This is a genomic window from Xanthomonas sp. NCPPB 1325 (assembly GCF_041477645.2).
Lineage (GTDB): Bacteria > Pseudomonadota > Gammaproteobacteria > Xanthomonadales > Xanthomonadaceae > Xanthomonas > Xanthomonas cannabis.
The window spans coordinates 1,703,352-1,727,629 of the sequence record NZ_CM192985.1 but is presented as its reverse complement, the minus strand read 5'-3'; the positions used below and the strand labels follow the sequence as shown (position 1 = coordinate 1,727,629).

The following is a 24,278-nucleotide window of genomic DNA, read 5'->3' as shown; positions in this document are numbered from 1 at the left end:
ACTATGCAGATGTCCGAATCCCCCACTCCGCATTCCCGCCCTTCCCTGCAACGCGTGTTTCTCACCGGGTTGCTGACCTTGCTGCCGGTCTGGCTGACCTGGGTGGTGGTGAAGTTCGTGTTCGCGCTGCTCTCGGGCATCAGCAGCCCGTGGGTGGTGCCGCTGTCCGAGCGTATCGCCGCCTCGTTCCCGGATAACCTGGGCTGGATCAAGGCGCTGTGGGTGCAGAACACCATCGCGCTGATCGCCACCGTGGCGGCGATCCTGTTTGTCGGCATCCTGAGCCGACGCGTGATCGGCCAGCGCCTGCTGCGCTGGTTCGAGGCGATCATGCGGCGCATCCCGCTGGCCAGCGTGGTCTACGACAGCGCGCGCAAGTTGCTCGACATCCTGCAGACCCAGCCGGGCAGTACCCAGCGCGTGGTGCTGATCGACTTCCCGCATCGCGACATGAAGTCGGTCGGCCTGGTCACCCGCGTCATCAAGGAACAGGGCACCGGCCGCGAGCTGGCGGCGGTGTATGTGCCGACCACGCCCAACCCGACCTCCGGCTATCTGGAAATCGTGCCGGTGGAATTACTCACGCCCACCGACTGGAGCGTGGATCAGGCGATGAGCTTCATCATCTCCGGCGGCGCAGTGGCACCCGAATCGGTTCCCTTCACCCGGACGGCAGACCGCTGAGACCATGACACACGTGCGTACCCTCGACGATCGTGCGGTACGCCTGTTCATTGCGCTGGCCGCGTTCTTCTGCGTCAACGCGGCACTGGCCGAGTTCATCGGCGTCAAGATCTTCGCGCTGGAAGACACGCTGGGCATCGCGCCGTTGAACTGGAACCTGTTCGGTCAACGCGGCTCGCTGAGCTTCACCGCCGGCACCTTGTTGTGGCCGGTGGTGTTCATCATGACCGACACCATCAACGAGTTCTTCGGCAGCCGCGGGGTGCGTTTCATCTCGTGGGTGGCGGTGGCGTTGATCGGCTACGGCTTCGTGTTCGCCTTTGCGGCCATTGCGCTGGCGCCGGCCGGGTGGTGGGTAACCGCGGCGCAGAGCCAGGGCGTGCCGGACTATCAGGCCGCCTTTGCGGCGGTGTTCGGGCAAGGGCTGTGGACCATCGGCGGCTCGCTGGTGGCGTTCCTGGTCGGCCAGTTGATCGACGTGTCGGTGTTCCATCGCATCCGCAAGCTCACCGGCGAACGGCACGTGTGGCTGCGCGCCACCGGCTCCACTGCGGTGTCGCAGCTGGTGGACAGCTTCGTGGTGATCTACATCGCCTTCGTGCTCGGGCCCCAGCACTGGTCGATGGATCAGTTCCTGGCGGTGAGCACGCTCAACTATGTGTACAAGATGGGCTTTGCCGTCCTGCTGATCCCGCTGCTGTATCTGGCGCGCCGCGGCATCGGCGCCTACCTGGGTGCCGAGCGGGCCGAACAGTTGCGCCAGGAAGCCGCGGCCGATTGAGCAGCAAGGCTTGCCGGGTGGCGCGCTTTCCAGGCGCTGCAAGGCATCCGCCGATTGCCGCGCTGCATCATCCGAAGCGGAACCGCGTCCAGCCAGTGCGCCGCATGAATTGCCGATAGGCGGTATGACCGCGATGGGTGGCCGTAACCGTGCGGATCGGGCAAGCTCCCCGCTCGCTTGTTTCCGGAGCCGGTAATGCCCCTCAGCTTTTCCCGCCTGCTGTCGCTGGCCCTCGCCGCCGTGTTGAGCCTGCCAGTGGCAGCGCCCGCCGATGCGGCCAAGAAGAAGACCGCCAAGGCACAGACCACGCAGACGCGCGCGAAGGCGAGCAAAGCCAAGAAGACCACCAAACCCGCGGCCAAGGGCTCCAGGACCGCCAAGGGCAGCAAGGCAGCCAAGGCGCGCCCGCGGCCCGTCGTCGCCCCGGTGGTGCTGACCAAGGCCCAGCAACTCAACCTGCTCTACGACCAGTACTGGGACGCCTCGCTCAAGCTCAACCCGCTGCAGGCCACCTTCCAGGGCGAGAGCCGCTACAACGACCAGTTGCCCAACTTCCTGTCGCCGGCATTCCGTCAGCAGTCGCACGATTTCACCGTGCTGTGGCTGGGCAAGGCCGAGGCGCTCGGGCCGGACGGTCTGAGCGGCCAGGACCTGCTGAGCTATCAGATCTTCGTGCGCGATGCGCGCAGTGCGCTGGCCGCCGAGCAGTTCCCCAGCTGGATGCTGCCGATCAACCAGTTCTACAACATCGCCAGCATTGCCGTGGTGCTGGGCTCGGGCACCGGCGCGCAGCCGTTCAAGACGGTCAAGGATTACGACAACTGGTCGCGGCGTGCGCTGGGCATCCCGGACCTGTTCGACCAGGCCATCACCAACATGCGCGCCGGCATGCAGGCCGGGGTGGTGCAGCCCAAGGTGCTGATGCAGAAAGTGCTGCCGCAGCTGGACGCGATCATTGCGCGCAGTGCCGAAGACAGCCTGTTCTGGGGGCCGATCCGCAACCTGCCGGCCGACATGCCCGAAGCCGACAAGCAGCGCCTCACCGCCGAGTACAAGCGGCTGATCGAGGTGCGCATCCTGCCGGCCTACCGCGCGCTGCGCGGCTTCATCGCCACCGAATACCTGCCGGCCTGTCGCGACACCGACGGCTTGGCAGCGCTGCCCAACGGCGCGGCCTGGTACGCCTACGACGTGCGCCAGAGCACCACCTCGGAACTGAGCCCGGAGCAGATCCACCAGATCGGGCTGGACGAGGTGGCGCGCCTGCAGGGCGAGATCCAGGCGCTGGCCAAGCAGGTCAAGTTCCGCGGCAACCTGCCCAAGTTCTACAAGTTCATGCAGACCGACAGGCGCTTCAGCTTCCGCAGCGAGACCGAGCTGCTGGGATATTACCGGGGCCTGCAGGGGCGCGTGCAGGGCGCGGTGCCGCGCCTGTTCACCGTCCAGGGCATGCCGGAGCTGGAAGTAAGGGCGGTGGAACCGCAGCGTGCGCAGTCGGCGGCCAGCGGCTCGTACATGCGCCCCAGCGCCAACGGCAGCGCGGGCAGCACGCCGGGCATCTTCTACGTCAACACCTCCGACCTGCCCTCGCGCAAGACCTGGGAAGCGGAGAGCCTGTACCTGCACGAGGCAATCCCCGGCCATCACTACCAGCTGGGCCTGCAGCAGCAACTGACCGACCTGCCCAAGTTCCGCCGCCTGGGCGGCGAGACCGCATACATCGAAGGCTGGGGGCTGTACGCCGAATCGCTGGGCCGCGAGCTGGGCCTGTATCAGGACCCGTACAACTATTACGGCTACCTGCAAAACGCGCTCTGGCGCTCGATCCGGCTGGTCGCCGATACCGGCCTGCACAGCAAGGGCTGGACCCGCACGCAGGCCATCGACTACATGCTGGACAACTCGGCGATGAGCCTCACCGATGCCGAAGCCGAGGTCGATCGCTACATGGCCATCCCCGGCCAGGCGCTGGCCTACAAGGTGGGCGAGATGAAGATCGCGCAGCTGCGCGAACAGGCCCAACGCGAGCTGGGGCCGCGCTTCGACGTGCGCGCCTTCCACACCGAAGTGCTCAAGGACGGCTCGGTGCCGCTGGAGATCCTGCAGGAGAAGATCCAGCGCTGGATCGCCACCCAGAAGGGCTGAGGCAGACACGCGCGGCATAGTCCTGTCGCGCGCGCCCCGGAACGGGCGTGCCATCGCACGCCGGCAAACGCGACACGCCTGCCAGATCACCGCGGCGGCGGCCACGGCACACCGCCGCCGTGACCATCGTCAGCCCCGGGCCGTCGCCCGCGCCGCGGCCAGCGCAGCGATGTCGCGCGGCGTGGTGCGGCAACAGCCGCCGATCAGGCGCGCACCGGCGGCCAGCCACTGCGTGTGCTGGTCGGCCAGGCTGCACGCCGGCGCATCGCCGGCGTGCCAGCGCTTGTCGCTGGCGTCGTAGTGTTCGCCGGAGTTGGGGTAGACCACCAACGGCAGCGTGGTCAGCGCCGCCAGGCTCTGCAACGCTGCCGTGACCTGGTCCAGCGCAATGCAGTTGATCCCCACCGCCACCACCTGCGGGCTGGCATCCAATGCCGGCACCACCTGCGCCAACGGCGTGCCATCGCTCAGATGCGCTGCATCGCGCAGGGTGAACGAGAACCATGCGTGCAGCTGCGGAAATTCTTCCAGCACCCGGCGCAAGGCGTCGATCTCGCTGGCCGAAGGCAGGGTCTCGCAAGCCAGCACGTCCACCCCGGCCGCGGCCAGCGCGGCGATGCGCGGACGATGGAAGTCCATCATCTGCGCCAGCGGCAGCACGTAGTCGCCGCGATATTCCGATCCATCGGCCAGATAGGCACCGTACGGCCCGACCGACCCTGCCACCCATAGTGGCGCGTCCTGCGGCCGGGCCTGCAGATGATCGGCGCGCGCCTGTGCGGCCAGCGCCACGCTGCGCGCGATCAGGGCCTGCGACTGCGCCAGATCCAGGCCGCGCGCGGCAAAACCCAACGGCGTGGCCTGGTAACTGGCGGTGATGGCGCAATGCGCACCGGCAGCGAAATAATCGCGGTGCACCTGATAGATCAGCTCCGGCTGCTCCATCAGCACGCGCGCCGACCACAGCGCATCGTTGAGATCGCAGCCGCGCTGTTCCAGTTCGGTGGCCAGGGCGCCGTCCAGCAACACATAACCGTCGTGCTGCAAGGCCTGGCTGAAAGGCGCATCGGCGCGCGGCTGGCGTGGAAGAATCGTCATGGGTGCAGTCTCCGGGCCGCAAGCCATTGGGTGAATGCGTAGGCGCCATAACACAGCGCGACAAAGGGAATGCCGCAGTACAGCGCGATGCGCTGCTGCGGATCGAACGCCAGCCCTATGCAGGCCAGCAGACACAGCAAAAAGCCCAGGATCGGCGTCCACGGATACCACGGCGCGCGGTAGGCCAGCGTCTCCAGCGCAACCGCATCGCGCAGCAGCTGGCGGCGAAACCGGTAATGCGCAGCGCAGATGCTCAGCCAGACCACCACCACCGCAAAGCCGGAGACCGCCGAAATGGCGACGAACACGGTGTCGGCCGCATACACGCCGGTGAGCAGCGCCAGCAAGCCGCCCAGCATGCTCAGCGACACCGCGCGCAAGGGGATGCCGCGGCGGGTCAGACGCGCCAGGCCCGCCGGAAGCGTGCCCTCGTTGGCCAGCGACCACAGCATGCGCGCGGCTGCATACAGGCCGGAATTGGCCGCCGACAGGATCGCGGTGAGGATCACCGCATTCAAGATATCCGCCGCATACGGAATGCCCAGCAATTCGAATGCGCGCACGAACGGGCTTTTTTCCACCGCTGCCTGCCCGGCCGGCAGCAAGGCGGCCAGCACCAGTACCGTGCCTACGAACAACACCACCAGCCGTACCAGCGTGGTGCGGATCGCCAGCGGAATCGCGCGTGCCGGCTGCGCGGTTTCGCCGGCGGCCACGCCGATCAATTCAGTGCCGGAAAACGCGAAGTTCACCGCCACCATCGTCATCAGGATCGGCAAGCTGCCCTGCGCGAACCAGCCGTCGGCGCGCAGATGGCGCAGCCCCGGTGCAGGCGAACCGTCGGCCAGCGGCAGCACACCGATCACAGCCGCGCCACCCAGCACGATGAACACCACGATGGTGATCACCTTGATCAACGAAAACCAGAATTCGCCCTCGGCAAACCAGCGCGCCGACACCGTGTTCAAGCCGAAGATCAGCGCGCAGAACAGCAGGCACCACGGCCATGCCGGGCTGTGCGGAAACCAGTACTGCATGCAGAACGCCGCGGCGGTCAGGCTCGATCCCAATGCCACCGTCCAGGTCAGCCAGTACAACCACGCCACCACGTAGCCGGTGGCCGGGCCCAGGTAACGCGCCGCATACACATGGAATGCGCCGGTCTGCGGCATCGCCACTGCCAGCTCGCCCAGGCACTGCATCACCAGATACACCACCAGCGCGCCGATCAGATACGCGATCACCGTGCCCAGCGCGCCGGTGCTGGCGATGATGTAACCGGTGTTGAAAAACAGCCCGGTACCGATCACCCCGCCCAGCGACAGCATCACCAGATGACGCACCTGCATGCTGCGCTGGAACTGCGGTGCGGTGGTCGACGACGATTCGGGCATGGGTGCATCTGGTCGGGGGGGACGCCGTATCCTGCCACGCGCAGGCAGGCGGGCACAGCCGTGTGCGGACGCGCCGTGAGCCATGGCTTTTGCTGACTGACGGGCGGCGATGCCGCCAATTGGTGCCCGTCGGCCCTCGACCTGCCGCATCATCACTATCCAGCTGCGCAAACCTCTGCGCGCGGCCGGTTTGCCCACAAACCTTCCACTGCCACAGCACCGTGCAGGCGATGACCTTGCTGCGCTCTGCATCGTAGGCACACGCCTGCCCTGTAGGTACGACGCGCGCTTGACCGTGCCGGGTCCAACTAGACATGCACGCGGGCACGCGCGCCGCTGTCTTGGTCGTCGATGACCACGCTGCCGAACCTGGGATGCTGCACGTTGGCTCCGAGCGTGATCGCCGGCGCCTCGATCATGCCGTGCCGCATGCTGCGCAGCGCGCCCAATGAGGCGCTGCGCGAAACCTGCACACCTTCGGCCGCACGTCGTGCAGCAGTTCGCGCGAGATCTCGCGCAGGAAGCGCGAGGGCAGGACGTTCGCCGTGCCGGTCAGGGATCGAGCCGGCAATAGGCGCCCGGTGTATAGCCGAAGCTCTCGCGCATCGCGTTGCGAAACTCGGCGAACGTGAAGTCGGTCGCCACGCGCATCAACACGCCGGCATAGGCACCGCCGGTTTTGCCGTCGCTGCCGGTGCCCCACTGCACCTGCCAGGTCGCGTAGGTGTTGCCGTCGTGGGTCTGGGCGCGTTGCAGGTCTACACGCAGGCCGTTGACCAGATCCATGCCCACGATCACGCCTTCGCTGTTGGCATAGTCGGCGGGGACTTGGATCACTGTATCGTCGTTGACCTTAGTGCGGCCGATGCCGACATAGTTGGCGATCTTCGCCGTCAGGTAGTCGTCGAGCACATACTTGCGGATCTTGCTGCTGGCGCTGCTGAACGTGCCGGTGCCGTTGTTGGTGTAGGTGGTCATGGAGACAGTCCTCTTGTGTCGGGCGGAGGCGCGGATGGGCGGCGGTGCAGTGCCGGTCAGAGTCGGTGCAGGCGTTCAATGAACCCGGCACGGTCCTCGATGCACTGTTCGGCCGCGATCAGCGGCCTGTCCTGCCAGGTCGCCCTGCCCACGCGCGCGAGAGTTGCCTCGGCATCGCGGATATCGCAGGCAGTCATCACTCCCTCGCTCACGGTCAACCGTGCATAGCGGATCAGCACCCGGTCGTGTGCGGTGTAGACCACCTGGCTGGACGCGGCCGCGGTCACCTGGGCCAGCACGGTCTCGGGCTGCTCAACCAACGCAGGCAAGCGGCCCGATGTCAGCGATTCGATGCGACTGCTGTTGCAGATGCCCGACCAGCCGGCGAACACGCCGTGCTCGGTGAGCAGCGGGACCAGCTGCGGCAGCGAGGCCAGCGAAAAACAGGTATCAACGATCAGCGCCGGCGTGCGGATGCCGATGGCGACCAGATCCGCGATGAAGCGCTGGAACACGGCGGCATCGCGGCAGCCATTGAACTGGGTCGGTGCGCCGTGGTTGTCCACATTGCCGTGGCCGCCGCCGATCCACACCGTGTCGTACTGCAACTGCGGCGTGTCCTGCGCGGTGCGCGGCAAGGCTGCGACGATCGCGTCGCGACCGGGCAGCGTGTCGGCCGGGTGCTGGATCACATGTACGCCCTGGGGGATGGATTTGAGATGCGGCGGGTGGAACGCGAGAATGGACATGGGTAAGTTCCTGACATGGAAGGACGATGCCCCGGCGGCGTAATGCAAACGCGCACCGATACGACATCGGTGTCCAGCATCGGTTGCGTCGACAGTGCAGCCCATCGGCAAACCCCTGACATCGGCGTGCCACGCGGAGGATGTTGGCGCTGCACGTCCGTGCTGGCGCCATGCGCGAGTCAGCCGTGCGGTGGTCCTCGATGTGCACGCGCGAAGCGCTGCGTCTGGCGCACTGCATCACTTCCGCCCGATGTCGATCGGCCAACCTGCCCAACGGACGCAGACGGGCACAGCCATGCGCAGGCGAGCGGCGAAACTGGGCCTGCGGCTAACGCTCGGGCGGTTATGCTGCCGACCGGTTTCTGCTGGTCCTCTGACATGCCACACCATTACCTTCCATCTGCGCAAACATCCGCGCACTGCCTGCTTGCTGTGGGCTTGCCCACAACGCTGCCAATGTCACAGCATGCGTGCGATGACGCTGCTGCGTCCTGCATCGCGGGCACACGCCTGCCCTCTGCAGGCGCGGCGCCGTCGAGCGTGCCGGCACTGCCCGGCTGGCCCACGTCGATGCGTCGGAGCGCGGCATGATGCTCGCCGGCATCCACCATGTGGCCATCATCGCTGGCGACTACGCGCGCTCCAAACAGTTCTACTGCGGGATCCTGGGCCTGCGCGTGCTCGACGAGCATTACCGGCAGGCGCGCGATTCGTGGAAGCTGGATCTGGCGCTGCCCGACGGCGGACAGATCGAGCTGTTCTCGTTCCCCGCTGCCCCGGCACGCCCCAGCCGCCCGGAAGCGCAAGGGCTGCGCCACCTGGCGTTTCGCGTCGTAGATCTGGACAGCGCGGTCGCGCATCTCAACGCGCAAGGCGTGGCCACCGAGGACATCCGCATCGACGAATACACCGGCCGCCGCTTCACCTTCTTCGCCGACCCGGATGCGTTGCCACTGGAGTTGTACGAGGTCGGTTAGGACCTGCGGACCTCGCAGCCCGGTTGCGCGGTACGGTCACATCCACTGCATCTGCGCGTCAATGTGGCATGACTTCCGGCGCATGCGGCAATGCGGCAACGCCGTGATGATCGTCAGTACCCAGGGCAAAGGAACCGTCCATGCTGCAGATCCGCGCGTTGTCCAAGACCTACGCCAACGGCGTGCATGCGCTGCAAGGTGTCACGCTCGACATTCCCCGCGGCATGTTCGGGCTGCTCGGCCCCAACGGCGCCGGCAAGTCCTCGCTGATGCGCACGCTCGCCACCCTGCAGGAGCCGGATTCGGGCAGCGTGACGCTGACCGGCGCCGACGGCAGCAGTATCGACGTACTCAAGCAAAAAGACCTGTTGCGGCGCCGGCTGGGCTATCTGCCGCAGGATTTCGGTGTGTATCCGAAGGTCAGCGCGCTGGACCTGCTCGATCATTTCGCGGTGCTGAAAGGGCTGACCAACCGTGCACAGCGTAAGGAGGTGGTCGAGCGCCTGTTGCAGCAGGTCAATCTGTGGGATGCGCGCAAGCGCAAGCTAGGCACCTACTCCGGCGGCATGCGCCAGCGCTTCGGTATTGCGCAGGCGCTGTTGGGCAACCCGCAGCTGGTCATCGTCGACGAGCCCACCGCCGGGCTGGATCCGGAAGAGCGCAATCGCTTTTTGAATCTGCTGGCCGAAATCGGCGAGAACGTGGTGGTCATCCTGTCCACCCACATCGTCGAAGACGTCACCGACCTGTGCCCGACGATGGCCATCATGAACAAGGGCCAGGTGTTGCTGACAGGACGGCCGTCCGACGCCATCGACATGCTCAAGCAACAGGTCTGGCGCAAGCAGGTCAGCAAGAGCACCCTGCCCGACTACGAAGCACGCTTCACCGTGTTGTCCACGCGCCTGATCGCCGGCCATCCGGTGATCCACGTGTTCAGTGCGGACTGCCCGGAACCGGGTTTCGAACAGGTCGCCCCCGATCTTGAGGATGTCTATTTCCAGCGCCTGCGCAAGCAAGCGTTGGCTGCCTGACGGAGCGCGGCCATGATCCTGGCGTTCCTGCGCTTCGAACTGCGCGAACAACTGCGCTCGCCCTTCCTGTGGCTGCTGGCCGCGCTGTACGCGTTGCTGGCCTTTGCCGCGCTGGCCAGCGATGCGGTGCAGATCGGTGGCGGCATCGGCAATGTGCTGCGCAACGCGCCGACCGTGATCGCCAGCGTGCTGGCGATTTTCAGCCTGCTCGGCCTGCTGGTGGCTGCGCTGTTCGTCAGCAATGCGTTGTTGCGTGATTTCGAGCTGGGCACCGCAGAGCTGGTGTTTTCCACGCCGGTGCGTCGCCGCGATTACCTGTGCGGCCGCATCGGTGCGGCGCTGATCGCCGGCACGGTGATGTATCTGGTGATCGCGCTGGGCATGTTCGTAGCGCAATTCATGCCCTGGATCGACCCGGCGCGGCTGGGGCCGGTCGCGCTACTGCCGTACCTGTGGTCGCTGCTGGTGCTGGTGCTGCCCAACCTGCTGTTCACCACCGCGCTGCTGTCGCTGCTGGCGGTCACCACGCGCAGCATCCTGTGGGTCTACATCGGCGTCATCGTGTTTTTCGTGCTGTATGGCGTGAGCCGTGCACTGCTGGCCGATCTGGACAACGTCTGGGTTGCAACCCTGTCCGACCCACTCGGCATCCGCGCACTATCGCAAACGCTGCGCTACTGGTCGGCCGAACAACGCAACCTGCAGTTGCCTCCGTTGGCCGGCTACCTGCTCGCAAATCGCGCTCTGTGGCTGGGCATGAGCGGGCTGCTGTTCGCTGCGACCTTCGCACTGTTCCGCACCGAACGTAGCGACACGCGTGGTCGCCGCGGCACGACGCCTGCGGCATCTTCCAGCGCGCAAACAGCCAGCGTGCGCGTCATCGCCACCGGCCTCACCGTGACGCCCGCCTTCGCGGCCACCACCGCCTTCCGGCAGCTGCTGCGCCAGATCCGTTTCGATACGCTGGGCGTGCTGCGCAGCGCACCTTTCGTGGTGCTGCTCATGCTGGGCCTGGCCAACTTCATCCCGACCGCGTTGTTCAATGCGCGCCTTTACGGCACCGCCGTGTTGCCGGTCACTTCGCTGATGCTGCAAGCACTTCAGAACAGCTACAGCTTCCTGCTGATCATCGTGGTGCTGTTCTATGCCGGCGAACTGGTGTGGAAGGAACGCGGCAACCGCATCGACGGCATCACCGATGCCATGCCGGTGCCAGATTGGGTTCCGCTGCTCGGCAAGTTCGTCGCCTTGCTGGCCGTAATCGCCAGCTTCCAGTTCGCTGGCGCGCTGACCTCGATCGTGCTGCAACTCGGCCGTGGCTACACCACGATCGAGCCATTGCTGTATCTCAAGACCCTGGCGCTAGGCTCGGTGCTGTATGTCCTGATGGGTGGCATGGCCCTGGTGCTACAGGTGTTGAGCAACAACAAGTTCATCGGTTACGCCTTATTGATGCTGGTGTTGATCGGGCAATCGGTATTGTCGCTGCTCGACTACACGCAGAACCTGTACAACTTCGGAAGCTGGCCCAACGCACCGTATTCGGACATGAACGGCTTCGGCCACTTCCTGCCCGGGCAGCTGTGGTTCCAGGCGTATTGGGGCGTGTTCCTGCTGGCCCTGTTGCTGCTGTCCTCGGCGTTCTGGCCGCGTGGCATCGGCCACGGCCCGCGCCAACGTGCGCGCGTGGCGCTGCGGCGCCTGCGCGGCCCCACCGGCGCGGCACTGGCGATCAGCCTGCTCGGCTTTGCAGCAATCGGCGGCTGGCTGTACTGGAACACCAACGTCTACAACAGCTTCCTGTCGCCGGAACAAGAGCTGGACCTGCAAGCACGTTACGAGCGCGAATACCGTAAGTACAAGGACCTGCCGCAGCCGCGCATCATCGCCGTGGACAACCACATCGACCTGTATCCGGAAACGCAGTCGGCCGTGATCGATGCCACCTGGACCGTGCGCAATACCCACAGCGTACCGATCAGCGAGGTGCACATCGGCATGCAGGGCCGCAGCGGCGACCGTAGCCTGGTGACAGTGGATCTGGGCGGGCAGACGCTGATCACACATGACATTCCGGCCGGCTACCGCATCTATCGATTGCAGCACCCGCTGCAACCTGGCGAGGAGCGCATGTTCCGCTTCCGCGTGGACCAGCACTCGCATGGCCTTACCGCCGCGCAGGCACAGACCGATCTGGTCGCCAATGGCACTTTCTTCAACAGCAGGTCGTTGCCCTGGTTCGGCTACAACACGCAAACCGAGATCACCGACCGCAACGACCGCCGCAAGCGTGGCCTGGGCGAACCGACGCGCATGCCCAAGCTGGAAGACCAGGCTGCCCGCGCCAACACGTATGTCAGCAACGATGCCGACTGGCTGCAGTTCGCCAGCACCATCTGCACTGCCCCGGATCAGATCGCACTGGCGCCCGGCTATCTGCAGAAGGAGTTCCAGCAGGCTGGCAGGCGTTGCTTCCGCTACGTGATGGATCGCCCAATGCTCAACTTCTATGCGTACCTGTCGGCGCGCTGGCAGGTGCGCAAGGCCTACTACAAGAAGATTCCAATTGAGATCTATTACGACCCCAAGCACCCGTACAACGTGCCACGCATGATCGAAGGCGTGCAGAAGTCGCTGGCCTATTACGAAGCCAATTTCACCCCTTACCAGCACCATCAGGTGCGCATCATCGAGTTCCCGGGTTATGCGGGGTTTGCGCAGTCGTTCGCCAACACCATCCCTTATTCCGAATCGATCGGTTTCATCGCCGACCTGCGCGACAAGAACGACATCGACTACGTGTTCTACGTCACCGCGCATGAAGTGGCACACCAATGGTGGGCGCATCAGGTGATCGGTGCGAATGTGCAAGGCGCCACGATGCTGTCCGAATCACTGTCGCAGTACTCGGCGCTGATGGTGATTGAGCGCGAATACGGCCGCGCGCACATGCGCCGCTTCCTCAGGTACGAGCTGGACCGCTACCTGGAAGGACGCAGCGGCGAAACGATCGATGAGCTGCCGTTGTACCGTGTGGAAAACCAGCAGTACATCCACTACCGCAAGGGTTCGCTGGTGTTCTATCGCCTGCGTGAGGAAATCGGCGAGCAGGCGCTCAATCGCGCATTGCAGCGTTTTTTGCAGGCCAAGGCGTTTCAGCAACCGCCTTACACCACCTCCGCCGAGCTGCTGCAGGCCATTCGTGCCGAGGCACGCCCCGATCAGCAGGCAATGATCACCGACCTGTTCGAAAGGATCACCTTCTACGACAACCGCGTGGTGAGCGCGCAGGCCCGCAAGCGCCCGGATGGACGCTTCGATGTGACCGTGCAGGCGCAGGCGGCCAAGATGCAGGCCGATGGCCGCGGCAAGGAACACGCAGTGCCGATGGACGACTGGATCGAAGTGGCGATCTACGGCCTGCCCTCTGCCAAGAACGCCACGGCGCCACTGCTGGCGCTGCAACGCCAGCACATCACCAGCGCAACGCCCAGCTTCACCTTGACCGTCCACGCCCTGCCCATCGAAGCCGGGTTCGACCCCGACAACAAGCTGATCGACCGGGTACCGGACGACAATCGCAAACGGATCAGTCTGCTGGCCCACTGACCTGCCGGGTGCAGCAGGCCGTGATGGCCGCAGCAACGTGGCGTGGCTGCGGCATCCGCCGTAGGCGCGCGCGCGTGGTTCGGAAGGCCGGGGCTGTGCTCACCCTGCAGCGGCCGCGCATGAACGCATCTTCCAGGGCGTCTTTCCCGCACCATACTCCACGGTATACATTCGCGATCAGGCCGCCGACGGCGGCCCTAGCAATCCCTGGGAGGGGACATATGCGCAAGACCTTCAAGACCCTGCTGGTGGCCCTGCCGCTGGCCGCCGCCTCGCTGCTGGCCCAGGCCTCCGACTCGCCGGTCGGTCGCTGGAAGACCATCGACGATGAAACCGGCAAGCCCAAGTCGGTGGTGCAGATCGAGCAGACCGCCAACGGCACCCTCAGCGGCAAAGTCGTCGAGATCCTGCAGTCGGCCAAGGGCCCGAACCCGCTTTGCGACAAGTGCGAGGGCGAGCGCAAGGGCAAGCCGATCAAGGGCATGACCATCCTGTGGGGCCTCAAGGCCGACGGCACCGCCGTGTGGGACGGCGGTTCGGTGCTCGATCCGGCCAAGGGCAAGACCTACAAGGCCAAGATCACCCTGACCGAAGGCGGCAAGAAGCTGCAGATGCGCGGCTACGTGGGCATCGAAGCGCTGGGCCGCACGCAGACCTGGGTGCGTGAGTAACCAGCACATGCGATGGCCAATGGTGGCGTGCAATGCGCCACCATCCCGTTTGCGCTGTAGACGAGCAGCAAGCGGCGGCCTTCCATTCTCCGACGGGGGTTACCGCGCCACTTAACCGCCCCCCGTTTCGTTATCTGTGCAGCGCGCGAGACCGACCTTCCTGGTCAGCTGCGCGAACCCTCTTGCGGTATACAACTCGCGAGTGCCGCGCCCTGGGCGTCACAATCGCTCCCGCCTGCAACTGATGACGTCATCTTCAACGTGCGCCAGCAAGTGCGCCTGGCAGTTCGGCGGCGATGACGAAGTTGATGCGCCAAATACGTAGCAAATGCGGATGGACGCGTTGCAAAAGCGAGCACAACCGTGCATGAATTAACACGGGGTAAACATGTCCCGGAAATTCATCCGCCGGTCATGCCGTTGCCACGTGACCGCTGCCCGCTAGAGGAGAGAGCCATTCCATGAGTAATCGCACACGTTGGCCACGCGCCAGCTCGCTGAGTCTTGCCCTGATGTCTGTACTGGTAGCCGCCACCACCGCACAGGCGCAGACGGGTGAAGCACCTACAACGGCTGCATCCGACCAGGCCAGTACCGGCGGAGAGGCAAGGCAGCTCGATAGTGTCATGGTGACCGGCTCACGCATCGCCCGTGTCGGGTTCGATTCGTTGGAGCCGGCGAACGTTGTTGGCCGCGAGTACATCCAGGGCTTCGGCTTTACCAATGTGGCCGATGCGATGTTCATCCAACCCAGCTTCAGTGCGGGTGCGTCCTCGCAGGGCGACCAATCCGGCTATGGTGCGGGCGTCAACTTTCTTGGCCGTTTCGGTCTGGGCTCGAATCGTCAACTAACCCTGATCAACGGCCGTCGCTTCGTTTCCTCCAATCCCCCAACCGTCTTCGGCCCCGATGGCGGAGGCACCCAGGTGGATCTCAATGTTGTCCCGACCATCCTGATCGATCAGGTCGAGACCATCGGCGTGGGCGGCGCTCCGACCTACGGCTCAGATGCAATCTCCGGCGTCAGCAACATCATCCTGAGGAAGAACTACCAGGGTGCGGAGGTGCGCATGGGCTATGGCCTCACCGATCGCGGCGACAACGAGCGCTTCAACTATTCGGCGCTGCTCGGCAGCAATTTTGCCGATGGCCGCGGGAACGTGACCATCGCATTGGATGCAGACAACAGCCAGGGCGTCCTCAGCACGGCACGCAGATTCCTTCGCCAGAGCTACTCGTCCCGTCCCAACCCTTCGGCCAGCGCGATCGCGGCATTTCAGCCGGGCCGGACGCCTGGCAACGACGGCCGGGTAAATCCGCAAACCGGGTTCAATACGGGCGCAAACGACGGCATCCCCGGGCGTGTCCTGATCCGCAATCGCCGCATCAGCGACATGACCTGGGGTGGCTTGTTGTTTCCCGCCGACGGGAACACGGTGCGCGACGCCAGCGGGCAGCTGCGTGGATTCGGCAGCAACGAAGACCAGTTCGTGCAGTTCGATCGCAACGGCAACCTGGTGAGCTACAACCCCGGCACCAATTTTGGAGTCAGCGATGCCTCCGGCGGTGACGGCGTCGATCTGACCGAAACGTCCCAGATCATCTCCGACCTGGATCGGAAGTCGGTGTTTGCTCTCGGCAATTACGACTTCAACGAGCACGTCTCCGGCTTCTTCGAAGCTTCGTTCTACAGCTCGACTGCACGCGAGCTGGTCGATCAGAACGTGTACAACGCCGCCGGCTTCGGCGTGGGCGCGGTAGATGGCAGCGGCGACCAGAGTGGCACCTTGAACTTCAACATCAACAACCCGTTCCTGACCGAACAAAACCGGCAGGTGCTGCGCAACCTGGGTGCAGAAGACTTTGTACTTTCACGCTCATCGCGCGACCTGGCCCTGAACAACTCGGGCACCGACACCAACCTGTGGCGCGCGGTCTTCGGCCTGCAAGGTGCGTTCGATGCGGCTGGTCGTAACTTCACCTGGGAGGCGAGCGTCAATCACGGCGAAGGCAACTTTGATTATTACGGCACCGGACTGATCCAGCAGAACTTCATCAATGCGCTCAACGTCACCCGGAATGGTGCAGGCCAGATCGTCTGCGACAGTACGGCTGCCGGGACCACCGCCGACCCGGCGTGCGTTCCGTTGAACATCTTCGGCGAAGGTGTAGCCTCTCCGGCTGCGCGCGGGTACGTCACCACGCCGACGCACGCAGAAGCGCAAATGAAGCAGACAGTGTTCAACGCCAATATCACCGGCACGCTGCTGGACCTGCCAGGCGGCGAACTGCGATTCAATGCCGGCTACGAGCGCCGCAAGGAACAGGGCAGCTTCACGCCCAGCGAGTTCGAGCGTCTGGGCCAGGGGCGTTCGGTTCCGATCCAGCCGGCCTCCGGCGAGTACACCACCAACGAATATTTCGGCGAGATTCTTGCGCCACTGGTCAACCCGGACGCCAATATTCCTGGCCTGCACCGGTTGGATGTGACCGGCAAGATCCGCCGGGTTGAAAATACCGTCAACGGCTGGTTCAGCGCCTACACCTACGGGCTGCAATACGAGCCCGTTGCGGGCGTACAGCTGCGCGGCAACAAGACCCGCTCGTTCCGCGCTCCGTCCATTGCCGAGCTCTACACCAGCCAACAGCCCGCGTACTATTTCATCCCCGAGCCTTGCAGCGCAGCGCAGATCGGCAGCGGCCCCCGGCCGGACGTGCGTGCACGCAACTGCCAGGCATTCTTCGACTATTACAGCAACGTCGACCCGGCATCGTTTGAGGAGGCGCCCAGCAGCCAGCTTGGATCGGTCAGTGGCAATACGCGCCTGCAGAACGAGCAGGCAGAGTCGTGGACGGCCGGCATCGTGCTGCAGCCGGAATGGATCAAGGGTCTGCGCATCGCAGCGGACTGGTACGACATCCAGATCACCAATGCGATCACCACCCTGACGGAGGCCGACATTGCCTCAGGCTGCTTCGATAGCGACACCTTCAACGTCAACGACGTCCCCAATGCCAACAGCTTCTGCAGCCTGATCACGCGCAACCCGCAAACCGGTGTGGCCAACAGTATCCGCACCAGCTATACCAACGGCCCGTACACCAACTTCCGCGGTTGGACGGCCGAGGTCAATTATCGGTTTGATCTGGCCGACATGAACTGGGGCAGCGGCGTGGTGGATCTGGGCTTTTATGGCTATTTCCCCAAAACCCTGGAAAGCGCGCCGGCACAGGATGTTCCGCCCGACGAAGCGGTCGGCGAGATCAACACCTCGAAGCGGCAATTCCAGTGGAATGCGCGCTACATGAGCACGCACTGGAACCTTGGCCTGAGCGCCAACTACACCAGCGGCGCGGTGTATGACCTCAACAACACGGTCGAGACACGCGACTTTGCAGGCATTCCCAGCTTTACATCCTATGACGCGAACGTGGGCTATGCGCTCGACAGCCACACCAGCGTCAATCTGGCCGCATTGAATGTGACCGACAAGCTGGCGGCGTTTCCGTGGGTCTATGACGGGCTGGGCCGTCGCTACATGCTGACCCTGAATCACCGGTTCTGAGGGCTGCCGGCGACCGGGCCTGGTAAGGGTCCGGTCGCCGGCCTGCAGCCCTGCCCCAGGGACGTTGGCGGGCAGCTGGCATAGCCGTGCGATAATCGCGTGTCCCCCGCATTACGCCTGCCATGACCCGCACCGCACTTGTCACCACTGCCCTGCCGTATGCCAACGGCCCGCTGCATCTTGGCCATCTGGTCGGCTATATCCAGGCCGATATCTGGGTGCGCGCGCGCCGCCTGCGCGGCGACAAGACCTGGTTCGTCTGCGCCGACGACACCCATGGCACGCCGATCATGCTGGCCGCCGAGAAGGCCGGGGTGACCCCGGAAGCCTTCATCGCCAGCGTCCAGGCCAGCCATGAGCGCGATTTCGCCGCGTTCGGGGTGACCTTCGACCATTACGATTCGACCAATTCGCCGGTCAATCGCGAGCTGACCGAGGCCTTCTACGCCCGGCTCGAGGCCGCCGGCCATATCAGCCGGCGCTCGGTGGCGCAGTTCTACGACCCGGCCAAGGGCATGTTCCTGCCGGATCGCTACATCAAGGGCATCTGCCCCAATTGCGGCAGCGCCGACCAGTACGGCGACAACTGCGAGGTGTGCGGCGCCACCTATGCGCCAACCGAGCTGAAAGAGCCCAAGTCGGTGATTTCCGGCGCCACGCCCGAGCTGCGCGATTCGGAGCATTTCTTCTTCGAAGTGGGCCATTTCGACGGCTTCCTGCGCGAGTGGCTGGCCGGCGACGTGGCGCTGCCCGGCGTCAAGGCCAAGCTCAAGGAATGGCTGGACACCGAAGGCGGCCTGCGCGCCTGGGACATCTCGCGCGATGCGCCGTATTTCGGCTTCCAGATCCCCGGCCAGCCGGGCAAGTATTTCTACGTGTGGCTGGATGCGCCGATCGGGTATCTGTGCAGCTTCAAGACGCTGTGCGCGCAGATGGGCGAAGACTTCGAATCGCATCTGGTGGCCGGCACGCAGACCGAGCTGCATCACTTCATCGGCAAGGACATCGTCAATTTCCACGGCCTGTTCTGGCCGGCGGTGCTGCACGGCACCGGCCACCGCGCGCCCACGCGCCTGCACGTCAACGGCTATCTCACCGTGGACGGCGCCAAGATGTCCAAGTCGCGCGGCACCTTCGTGATGGCGCGGACGTTCCTAGATGTCGGCCTGGAGCCGGAAGCGCTGCGTTATTACTTCGCGGCCAAATCCTCCGGCGGTGTGGACGACCTGGATCTCAACCTGGGCGATTTCATCGCACGGGTGAACGCGGATCTGGTCGGCAAGTTCGTCAACCTGGCCAGCCGCTGCGCCGGCTTCATCGGCAAGCGCTTCGACGGCAAGCTGGCCGAGGCGCTGCCAGATGCCGCGCAATACGAACGTTTCGTCGCGGCGTTGGCACCGATTCGCGAGGCCTACGAACGCAACGATGCGGCTAGCGCGATCCGCCAGACCATGGCGTTGGCCGACGAGGCCAACAAGTACATCGACGACACCAAGCCGTGGGTCATTGCCAAGCAGGACGGCGCCGATGCGCAGTTGCAGTCGGTGTGCACGCAGGGCCTGAACCTGTTCCGCATCCTGGTGGCCGCGCTCAAGCCGATCCTGCCGCGCACCTGCGCCGAAGCCGAAGCGTTTCTGTCTGCGCCGATGACCAGCTGGGAAGACGTCGAGCGCCCGCTGACGACGCATACGATCCAGCCCTACACCGCCCTGTTCACCCGTATCGACCCCAAACTGATCGACGCCATGACCGACGCTTCCAAAGACACCCTCGCCGCGACTGCTGTACCCGCTGCAACCGCCAAGCCCGCACCAACCAAGGCCGACGCAAAATTCGCCGCCGCTGCAAATCCCGAATCCCCAATCCCCAATCCCGGCCTCATCGGCATCGACGATTTCGCCAAGCTCGACCTGCGCATCGGCAAGGTGCTGGTGTGCGAATTCGTGGAAGGCTCGGACAAGCTGCTGCGCTTCGAACTGGACGCTGGCGAGCTGGGCAAGCGTCAGATCTTCTCGGGCATCCGCGGCAGCTATGGCGAACCGGAAACGCTGGTCGGCCGCAGCGTGGTGTTCATCGCCAACCTGGCCCCGCGCAAGATGCGCTTCGGCATCAGCGAAGGCATGATCCTGTCGGCCGGCTTCGACGGCGGCGCACTGGCGCTGCTGGATGCCGATGATGGCGCGCAGCCGGGTATGCCTGTTCGGTGAAGCGGGATTCGGGATTGTAGATTGGGGATTCGTAGAAGCAACACCTGATTTGGTCTGCGAGACATGCTCGGTGAAGCTCCAGGATCTGACCACTGAGAGATTTCAACGGCGAGTGCCGAGCCCGTCTCCACACGTCCCGGGTTGAAAGCCCCTCTCCCGCCGGGAGAGGGGTTGGGGTGAGGGTACGGTGCGAAGCCCTGACGTCTTGCCAGACTGCACGTGGCTTCGCCCGTACCCTCATCCGCCCCTGCGGGGCACCTTCTCCCACCGGGAGAAGGGAAAAACGGATTGGCCCGAGAAATACAGCGCCCTCCCCGACTCTCGCTACCGACTCTCGCTCCCGAACCGACTCTCGCCCCAACTCCCACGAATCCCCAATCCCCCAATCCCAACCCCCATGCACCTGGCCCTGTTCGATTTCGACCACACCATCACCACCTGCGACACCTACGCGCGCTTCCTGCGCAAGGTGGCGGCGCCGGCGCAGGTGGCAGCGGCAAAGTGGCAGGTCGGCCCCTGGGTGCTTGGCTATCGCATGGGCATTGTGTCTGCAGCGGCCCTGCGCGCCCGCGTGACACGCCTGGTGTTCAGTGGCCGCGCGCTGGACGAGATGGTCGCGCATGGCGCCGATTACGCGCGCACCGCACTCCCGGGCGTGTTGCGTGCCGAGATGATGCAGCGTATCGACTGGCATCAGGCGCAGGGGCACGAAGTGGTGCTGGTGTCGGCATCGCTGGATCTGTACCTGCAACCGTGGTGCGCGCAACACGGGCTGTCGCTGATCTGCAACCGGCTGGAGCACCACGGCGGCCGCCTCAGCGGGCGCTATGCCGAGGGCGATTGCGGGCCGTACAAGGCCGCGCAGATTCGCGTGCGCTACGATCTGTCGCACTATGCGTGCGTGCATGCCTATGGCGACAGCCGCGAAGACAAACCCATGCTCGCGCTGGCGCAACAGCGCTGGTTTCGCGGCCACCCGCTGCACTGATGCGGCAATGATCACGCCTGTGCCCGACCTGGTCGAACGCCTCGACCGCCTGCTGCCGCAGACACAGTGCGGCCAGTGCGGCTACGACGGCTGCCGCCCGTACGCGCAGGCCATGGCCGATGGGCGTGCCGGCGTGGACCATTGCCCGCCCGGCGGCGATGCCGGCGCACGTGCGCTGGCCCGGGTGCTGGATGTGCCGGCGCGCCCCTTCGATCGCAGCCGCGGCGCGCACAAACCACCGCAGGTGGCCTGGATCGTGGAAGCCGATTGCATCGGCTGCACCAAGTGCATCCAGGCCTGCCCGGTGGATGCCATCGTCGGCGGTGCCAAGCACATGCACACGGTGATCGCACCGCTGTGCACCGGTTGCGAGCTGTGCCTGCCGGCATGCCCGGTGGATTGCATCGTGCTGCACGCCGCCGGCTAGGCATCGGCCTGCCCGCGCATCGGTACTGGCCCTGCGCGCTCCCAGCCGCGCGACGCGGCGCGGCGTCGGACCGGTGGCCCCAGTCCTACATGCAGTCAGGAACGTCCTGACCCCGCCGGCGCATCCGTGCTGCGGCCGCGCCCGTATTGCTAGGCACTCCCATCGAGGATTCCACCGATGCGTCCATTTGCTGCTGCCGTTGCCGCGCTGGCCAGACACTGCCGGCCGATCCCGCCGTTGCTGCTGCTGGTGCTGGGCAGTGCACCGCTGTCGGCCGCAGCGGTCACGCGCGTGGATGGCGATGCCTTCGATGCCGACAACGGCGCACTGCGGTATCGCGAATCGCACTGGCTGCTCGACGACGGCGGCCGGTTGGTGCTGTATCGCTGCCCGAACGGGCAACCCTTTGCGCGCAAGCAGGTCGAAGGCGGCGGCACCGCGCCCGACTTCAGCCTGCTCGATGGACGCGACGGCTATCGCGAAGGCGTGCGTCGGCGCGATGGCGTGCGCGAAATGTTCCAGCAGCAGCCCGGCAAACCCGAACGCCACACGCCACTGCCGGCCGGCGAAGACGAGCGCGTGATCGATGCCGGCTTCGATGCATATCTGCGCACCCACTGGGACGCGCTCGCCGGCGCCCCGCAGCGCGTGGACTTCGTTTTGCCCAGCCTGCAGCGGCAGCTGGCGTTCAAGGTCGAACGCATCGGCGACAGCGGCGGCCAGCGGCGTTTGCGCATTTCGCTCGATGCGTGGTACGGCGCGGCGGTGCCGTCGCTGGAGGTGCGCTATTCCATCGCCAACAGGCGTCTGCTCGAATTCCGCGGCGTCGGCAACCTGCGCGATGCGCAGGGGCGTTATCCGCGGGTGCGCATCGTTTTCCCGGACACCGCTGCGCGTGCCAGCACCGATGACGAGCTGCGCCAGGCGCGCGAGCAGGCGCTGGCCCGCAGCTGCGAGGCGCCGTGAGCCACACGCGCCACATCTTCACGCCCGACCACACGCCGTTGCGTACAACGGCCCGGGCACCCATTCCTCGTACAGGACCACCGTCATGGCAAAAGCCTATCTCTGGATCAACGCAGTGCTCTACGTCGTTCTGGCGATCTGGTGCACGCTTTCCCCGGCCAAGACCGCAAACGCGGTCGGCTACACGCAGCTGTCGCCGGCCGGCCAGTCGGAATATCTGGTCATCTATGGCGGCCTGCAGCTGGGCATGGCGTTCCTGTTCGGCTATTTCGCCTGGATCGACCAGCCACGCACCGGCCTGCTGGTCGCACTGGCCTTCTACGTCCCCATCGTGCTGTTCCGCAGCGTCTCGCTGGCGCGCCTGTGGCCGGTCTCCGCGCCTACCGTGGCGCTTGCCGGCGTGGAGATCCTGCTGCTGCTCGCCGCCGTGCTGCTCTGGCTGCGCAAGTGACAGACAGCGCCTGCCCAGTCCGGTAGCATCGCCCCCACCTTACCCAACGCCCGACCGCATGAGTGCCATTTCTGGCCACGACGACGATGAAACCGGACGCCTGCTGACCGCAACCGCGGGCGGCGACCGGCATGCCTTCGAAGCGCTGTACCGGCAGACCTCGCCCAAACTGTTCGGGGTCTGCCTGCGCATGATCCCGCAACGTGCCGAAGCCGAAGAGGTGCTGCAGGACGTGTTCACGCTGATCTGGCACAAGGCCGGCCAGTTCGACCCCAGCCGTGCGCGCGGGCTGACCTGGCTGGCGATGATCGCGCGCAACAAGGCGATCGATCACCTGCGCGCCAACGCGCCGCAGCGCCGCAACGTGGCGCTGGACGATGCAGGTGAACTGCGCGATGGCGATGTCTCGCCGCTGGAGCGCACCGAGCGTGCCAGCACGCGGCGGCGCATCGACCACTGCCTGGCCGAGCTCGAGCCGCCACGCAGCGAATTGATCCGCACCGCGTTCTTCGAAGGCATCACCTACGAAGAACTCGCCGCGCGCACCGATACACCGATCGGCACGGTCAAGAGCTGGATCCGCCGCGGCCTGGCCAAACTCAAGGCATGTCTGGAACGATGAGCACGCCCTTTCCCATCGACCAGGAACCGCCGCGCGACGTGCTTGCCGGCGAATACGTACTGGGCCTGCTGAGCGCCGAAGAGCGCCTGGCAGCCGAACAGCGCATTGCTACCGACGGTCAATTCGCGCAGGCGGTGCTGCAGTGGCAGGCGCATCTGGCGCCACTGCTGGAAGAAATCGCCGCGGTGACGCCCCCCGACCAGGTCTGGGCGCAGGTGCGCCGGAGCCTGGGCTTCGACACCCCGCTACGTGCCGTGCCTTCGGCAACGCCGGCCATGACCACCGCACCGGTCGCGCCGTTGTGGAACAACGTGCGGTTCTGGCGCTGGGCCAGCGCCGGTGGCATTGCCACCGCGGCCGTCTGCGTGCTCGCACTGCTGACCTTGCGCACGCCGCAGGCCCCGGTGCCGCCACCGACCCCGGGGCCTGTCGTGCAGACGCCGGTCACCCCGCCTGCAGTCATGCCGCCGCCGGCCACCGGCATCGCCATGACGTCCACCCTCGCCACCGAGGACGGCCGGCCGGGGTATGTGGCGCTGATGGATGCCGACAAGCACACCATCACCGTGACGCCGCTGGATCGCACCGCCACCGCCGACAAGGTACCGGAGCTGTGGCTGATCACTCCCGACGGCAAGGCGCATTCGATGGGCACCTTCGACGACCAGCGCGCACGTCGCGCGCAGATTCCCGATCAGCTGATGCCCATGTTGAGCAACGAGGCGATCCTGGCCGTGACGCTGGAGCCGCCGGGCGGTGCGCCGGGTGGCGTGGCCACCGGCACCGTGGTCGCCAAGGGCGGCATCAGCACGCTGGCAATGGCGCCCTGATCCATCGGGCACCCACCTGCTGCGCGTCGCATGACGGTGCGCAGCAGGTGGTAGCCAACCGTCTTCGCAGTGCATTGCCCCGCGCCGACTTCCGTCGACAG

General features: G+C 65.4%; 19 protein-coding genes and 1 pseudogene. 15 read left to right on the top strand and 5 right to left on the bottom strand.

Annotated elements, in window-relative coordinates:
- Window positions 1–9 precede the first annotated feature (9 nt).
- The 3 genes from ACCQ10_RS07220 (at window position 10) to ACCQ10_RS07210 (ending at window position 3,610) form a co-directional block, all read left to right on the top strand.
- On the top strand, window positions 10–684 hold the full coding sequence (locus ACCQ10_RS07220; protein ID WP_039409647.1) for a DUF502 domain-containing protein: 675 nt from the start codon (window positions 10–12) through the stop codon (window positions 682–684).
- Window positions 685–688: 4 nt separating this feature from the next.
- Window positions 689–1,465: a queuosine precursor transporter gene (locus ACCQ10_RS07215; protein WP_372362630.1), complete on the top strand. Its 777-nt coding sequence runs from the start codon at window positions 689–691 to the stop codon at window positions 1,463–1,465.
- A gap of 195 nt (window positions 1,466–1,660) precedes the next feature.
- The gene (locus tag ACCQ10_RS07210) at window positions 1,661–3,610 is read left to right on the top strand and encodes a DUF885 domain-containing protein (RefSeq protein WP_372362629.1); all 1,950 of its coding nucleotides are present in this window, start codon (window positions 1,661–1,663) and stop codon (window positions 3,608–3,610) included.
- Window positions 3,611–3,739: 129 nt separating this feature from the next.
- Here ACCQ10_RS07210 and mmuM read toward each other — a convergent pair whose 3' ends face one another.
- The 5 genes and pseudogenes from mmuM to ACCQ10_RS07185 all read right to left on the bottom strand — a co-directional run bounded on the left by mmuM (window position 3,740) and on the right by ACCQ10_RS07185 (window position 7,829).
- Complete coding sequence (gene mmuM, locus ACCQ10_RS07205; RefSeq protein ID WP_372362628.1) at window positions 3,740–4,708, bottom strand: homocysteine S-methyltransferase; 969 nt, start codon at window positions 4,706–4,708, stop codon at window positions 3,740–3,742.
- The gene (mmuP, locus tag ACCQ10_RS07200; RefSeq protein ID WP_372362627.1) at window positions 4,705–6,102 is read right to left on the bottom strand and encodes an S-methylmethionine permease; all 1,398 of its coding nucleotides are present in this window, start codon (window positions 6,100–6,102) and stop codon (window positions 4,705–4,707) included. The genes mmuM and mmuP overlap by 4 nt, the downstream gene beginning before the upstream one ends.
- A 308-nt stretch (window positions 6,103–6,410) precedes the next feature.
- Window positions 6,411–6,637 (bottom strand): annotated as a pseudogene (uvrD, locus tag ACCQ10_RS07195) (DNA helicase II); the annotation flags it as partial.
- 17 nt (window positions 6,638–6,654) lie between these two features.
- Window positions 6,655–7,080, bottom strand: coding sequence for a hypothetical protein (locus ACCQ10_RS07190; RefSeq protein ID WP_372362626.1), 426 nt, complete (start codon window positions 7,078–7,080; stop codon window positions 6,655–6,657).
- A gap of 56 nt (window positions 7,081–7,136) precedes the next feature.
- Entirely contained in the window at window positions 7,137–7,829 is a 693-nt protein-coding gene (locus ACCQ10_RS07185) for a hypothetical protein (RefSeq protein WP_372363075.1), read from the bottom strand.
- 587 nt (window positions 7,830–8,416) lie between these two features.
- On the opposite strand from ACCQ10_RS07185, the gene gloA2 reads away from it, so the two are divergent.
- From gloA2 to ACCQ10_RS07125, 12 genes are all read left to right on the top strand, one after another.
- Complete coding sequence (gene gloA2, locus ACCQ10_RS07180) at window positions 8,417–8,806, top strand: SMU1112c/YaeR family gloxylase I-like metalloprotein (protein ID WP_372362625.1); 390 nt, start codon at window positions 8,417–8,419, stop codon at window positions 8,804–8,806.
- A 140-nt stretch (window positions 8,807–8,946) separates the two neighbouring features.
- Window positions 8,947–9,840 (top strand): ABC transporter ATP-binding protein, encoded by an 894-nt coding sequence (locus ACCQ10_RS07175; RefSeq protein WP_047693660.1) that lies wholly within the window; start codon window positions 8,947–8,949, stop codon window positions 9,838–9,840.
- Window positions 9,841–9,852: 12 nt separating this feature from the next.
- Window positions 9,853–13,449 (top strand): ABC transporter permease/M1 family aminopeptidase, encoded by a 3,597-nt coding sequence (locus ACCQ10_RS07170; RefSeq protein ID WP_372362624.1) that lies wholly within the window; start codon window positions 9,853–9,855, stop codon window positions 13,447–13,449.
- Between the two features lie 221 nt (window positions 13,450–13,670).
- A complete protein-coding gene (locus ACCQ10_RS07165) occupies window positions 13,671–14,120 on the top strand; it encodes a DUF2147 domain-containing protein (protein ID WP_372362623.1) in 450 nt (149 codons plus the stop codon).
- A gap of 461 nt (window positions 14,121–14,581) precedes the next feature.
- The gene (locus ACCQ10_RS07160) at window positions 14,582–17,686 is read left to right on the top strand and encodes a TonB-dependent receptor domain-containing protein (RefSeq protein ID WP_372362622.1); all 3,105 of its coding nucleotides are present in this window, start codon (window positions 14,582–14,584) and stop codon (window positions 17,684–17,686) included.
- Window positions 17,687–17,808: 122 nt separating this feature from the next.
- Complete coding sequence (gene metG / locus ACCQ10_RS07155) at window positions 17,809–19,893, top strand: methionine--tRNA ligase (RefSeq protein WP_372362621.1); 2,085 nt, start codon at window positions 17,809–17,811, stop codon at window positions 19,891–19,893.
- A 397-nt stretch (window positions 19,894–20,290) separates the two neighbouring features.
- A complete protein-coding gene (locus tag ACCQ10_RS07150) occupies window positions 20,291–20,881 on the top strand; it encodes an HAD family hydrolase (protein WP_372362620.1) in 591 nt (196 codons plus the stop codon).
- Between the two features lie 7 nt (window positions 20,882–20,888).
- The gene (rnfB, locus tag ACCQ10_RS07145) at window positions 20,889–21,308 is read left to right on the top strand and encodes an Rnf electron transport complex subunit RnfB (protein ID WP_372362619.1); all 420 of its coding nucleotides are present in this window, start codon (window positions 20,889–20,891) and stop codon (window positions 21,306–21,308) included.
- A gap of 177 nt (window positions 21,309–21,485) precedes the next feature.
- The gene (locus ACCQ10_RS07140) at window positions 21,486–22,274 is read left to right on the top strand and encodes a hypothetical protein (protein WP_372362618.1); all 789 of its coding nucleotides are present in this window, start codon (window positions 21,486–21,488) and stop codon (window positions 22,272–22,274) included.
- Between the two features lie 85 nt (window positions 22,275–22,359).
- The gene (locus ACCQ10_RS07135) at window positions 22,360–22,725 is read left to right on the top strand and encodes a DUF4345 family protein (RefSeq protein WP_039412359.1); all 366 of its coding nucleotides are present in this window, start codon (window positions 22,360–22,362) and stop codon (window positions 22,723–22,725) included.
- Between the two features lie 58 nt (window positions 22,726–22,783).
- Window positions 22,784–23,347, top strand: a complete 564-nt coding sequence (locus tag ACCQ10_RS07130; RefSeq protein WP_372362617.1) for a sigma-70 family RNA polymerase sigma factor — start codon at window positions 22,784–22,786, stop codon at window positions 23,345–23,347.
- Complete coding sequence (locus tag ACCQ10_RS07125; protein ID WP_372362616.1) at window positions 23,344–24,177, top strand: anti-sigma factor; 834 nt, start codon at window positions 23,344–23,346, stop codon at window positions 24,175–24,177. The genes ACCQ10_RS07130 and ACCQ10_RS07125 overlap by 4 nt, the downstream gene beginning before the upstream one ends.
- Window positions 24,178–24,278 lie beyond the last annotated feature (101 nt).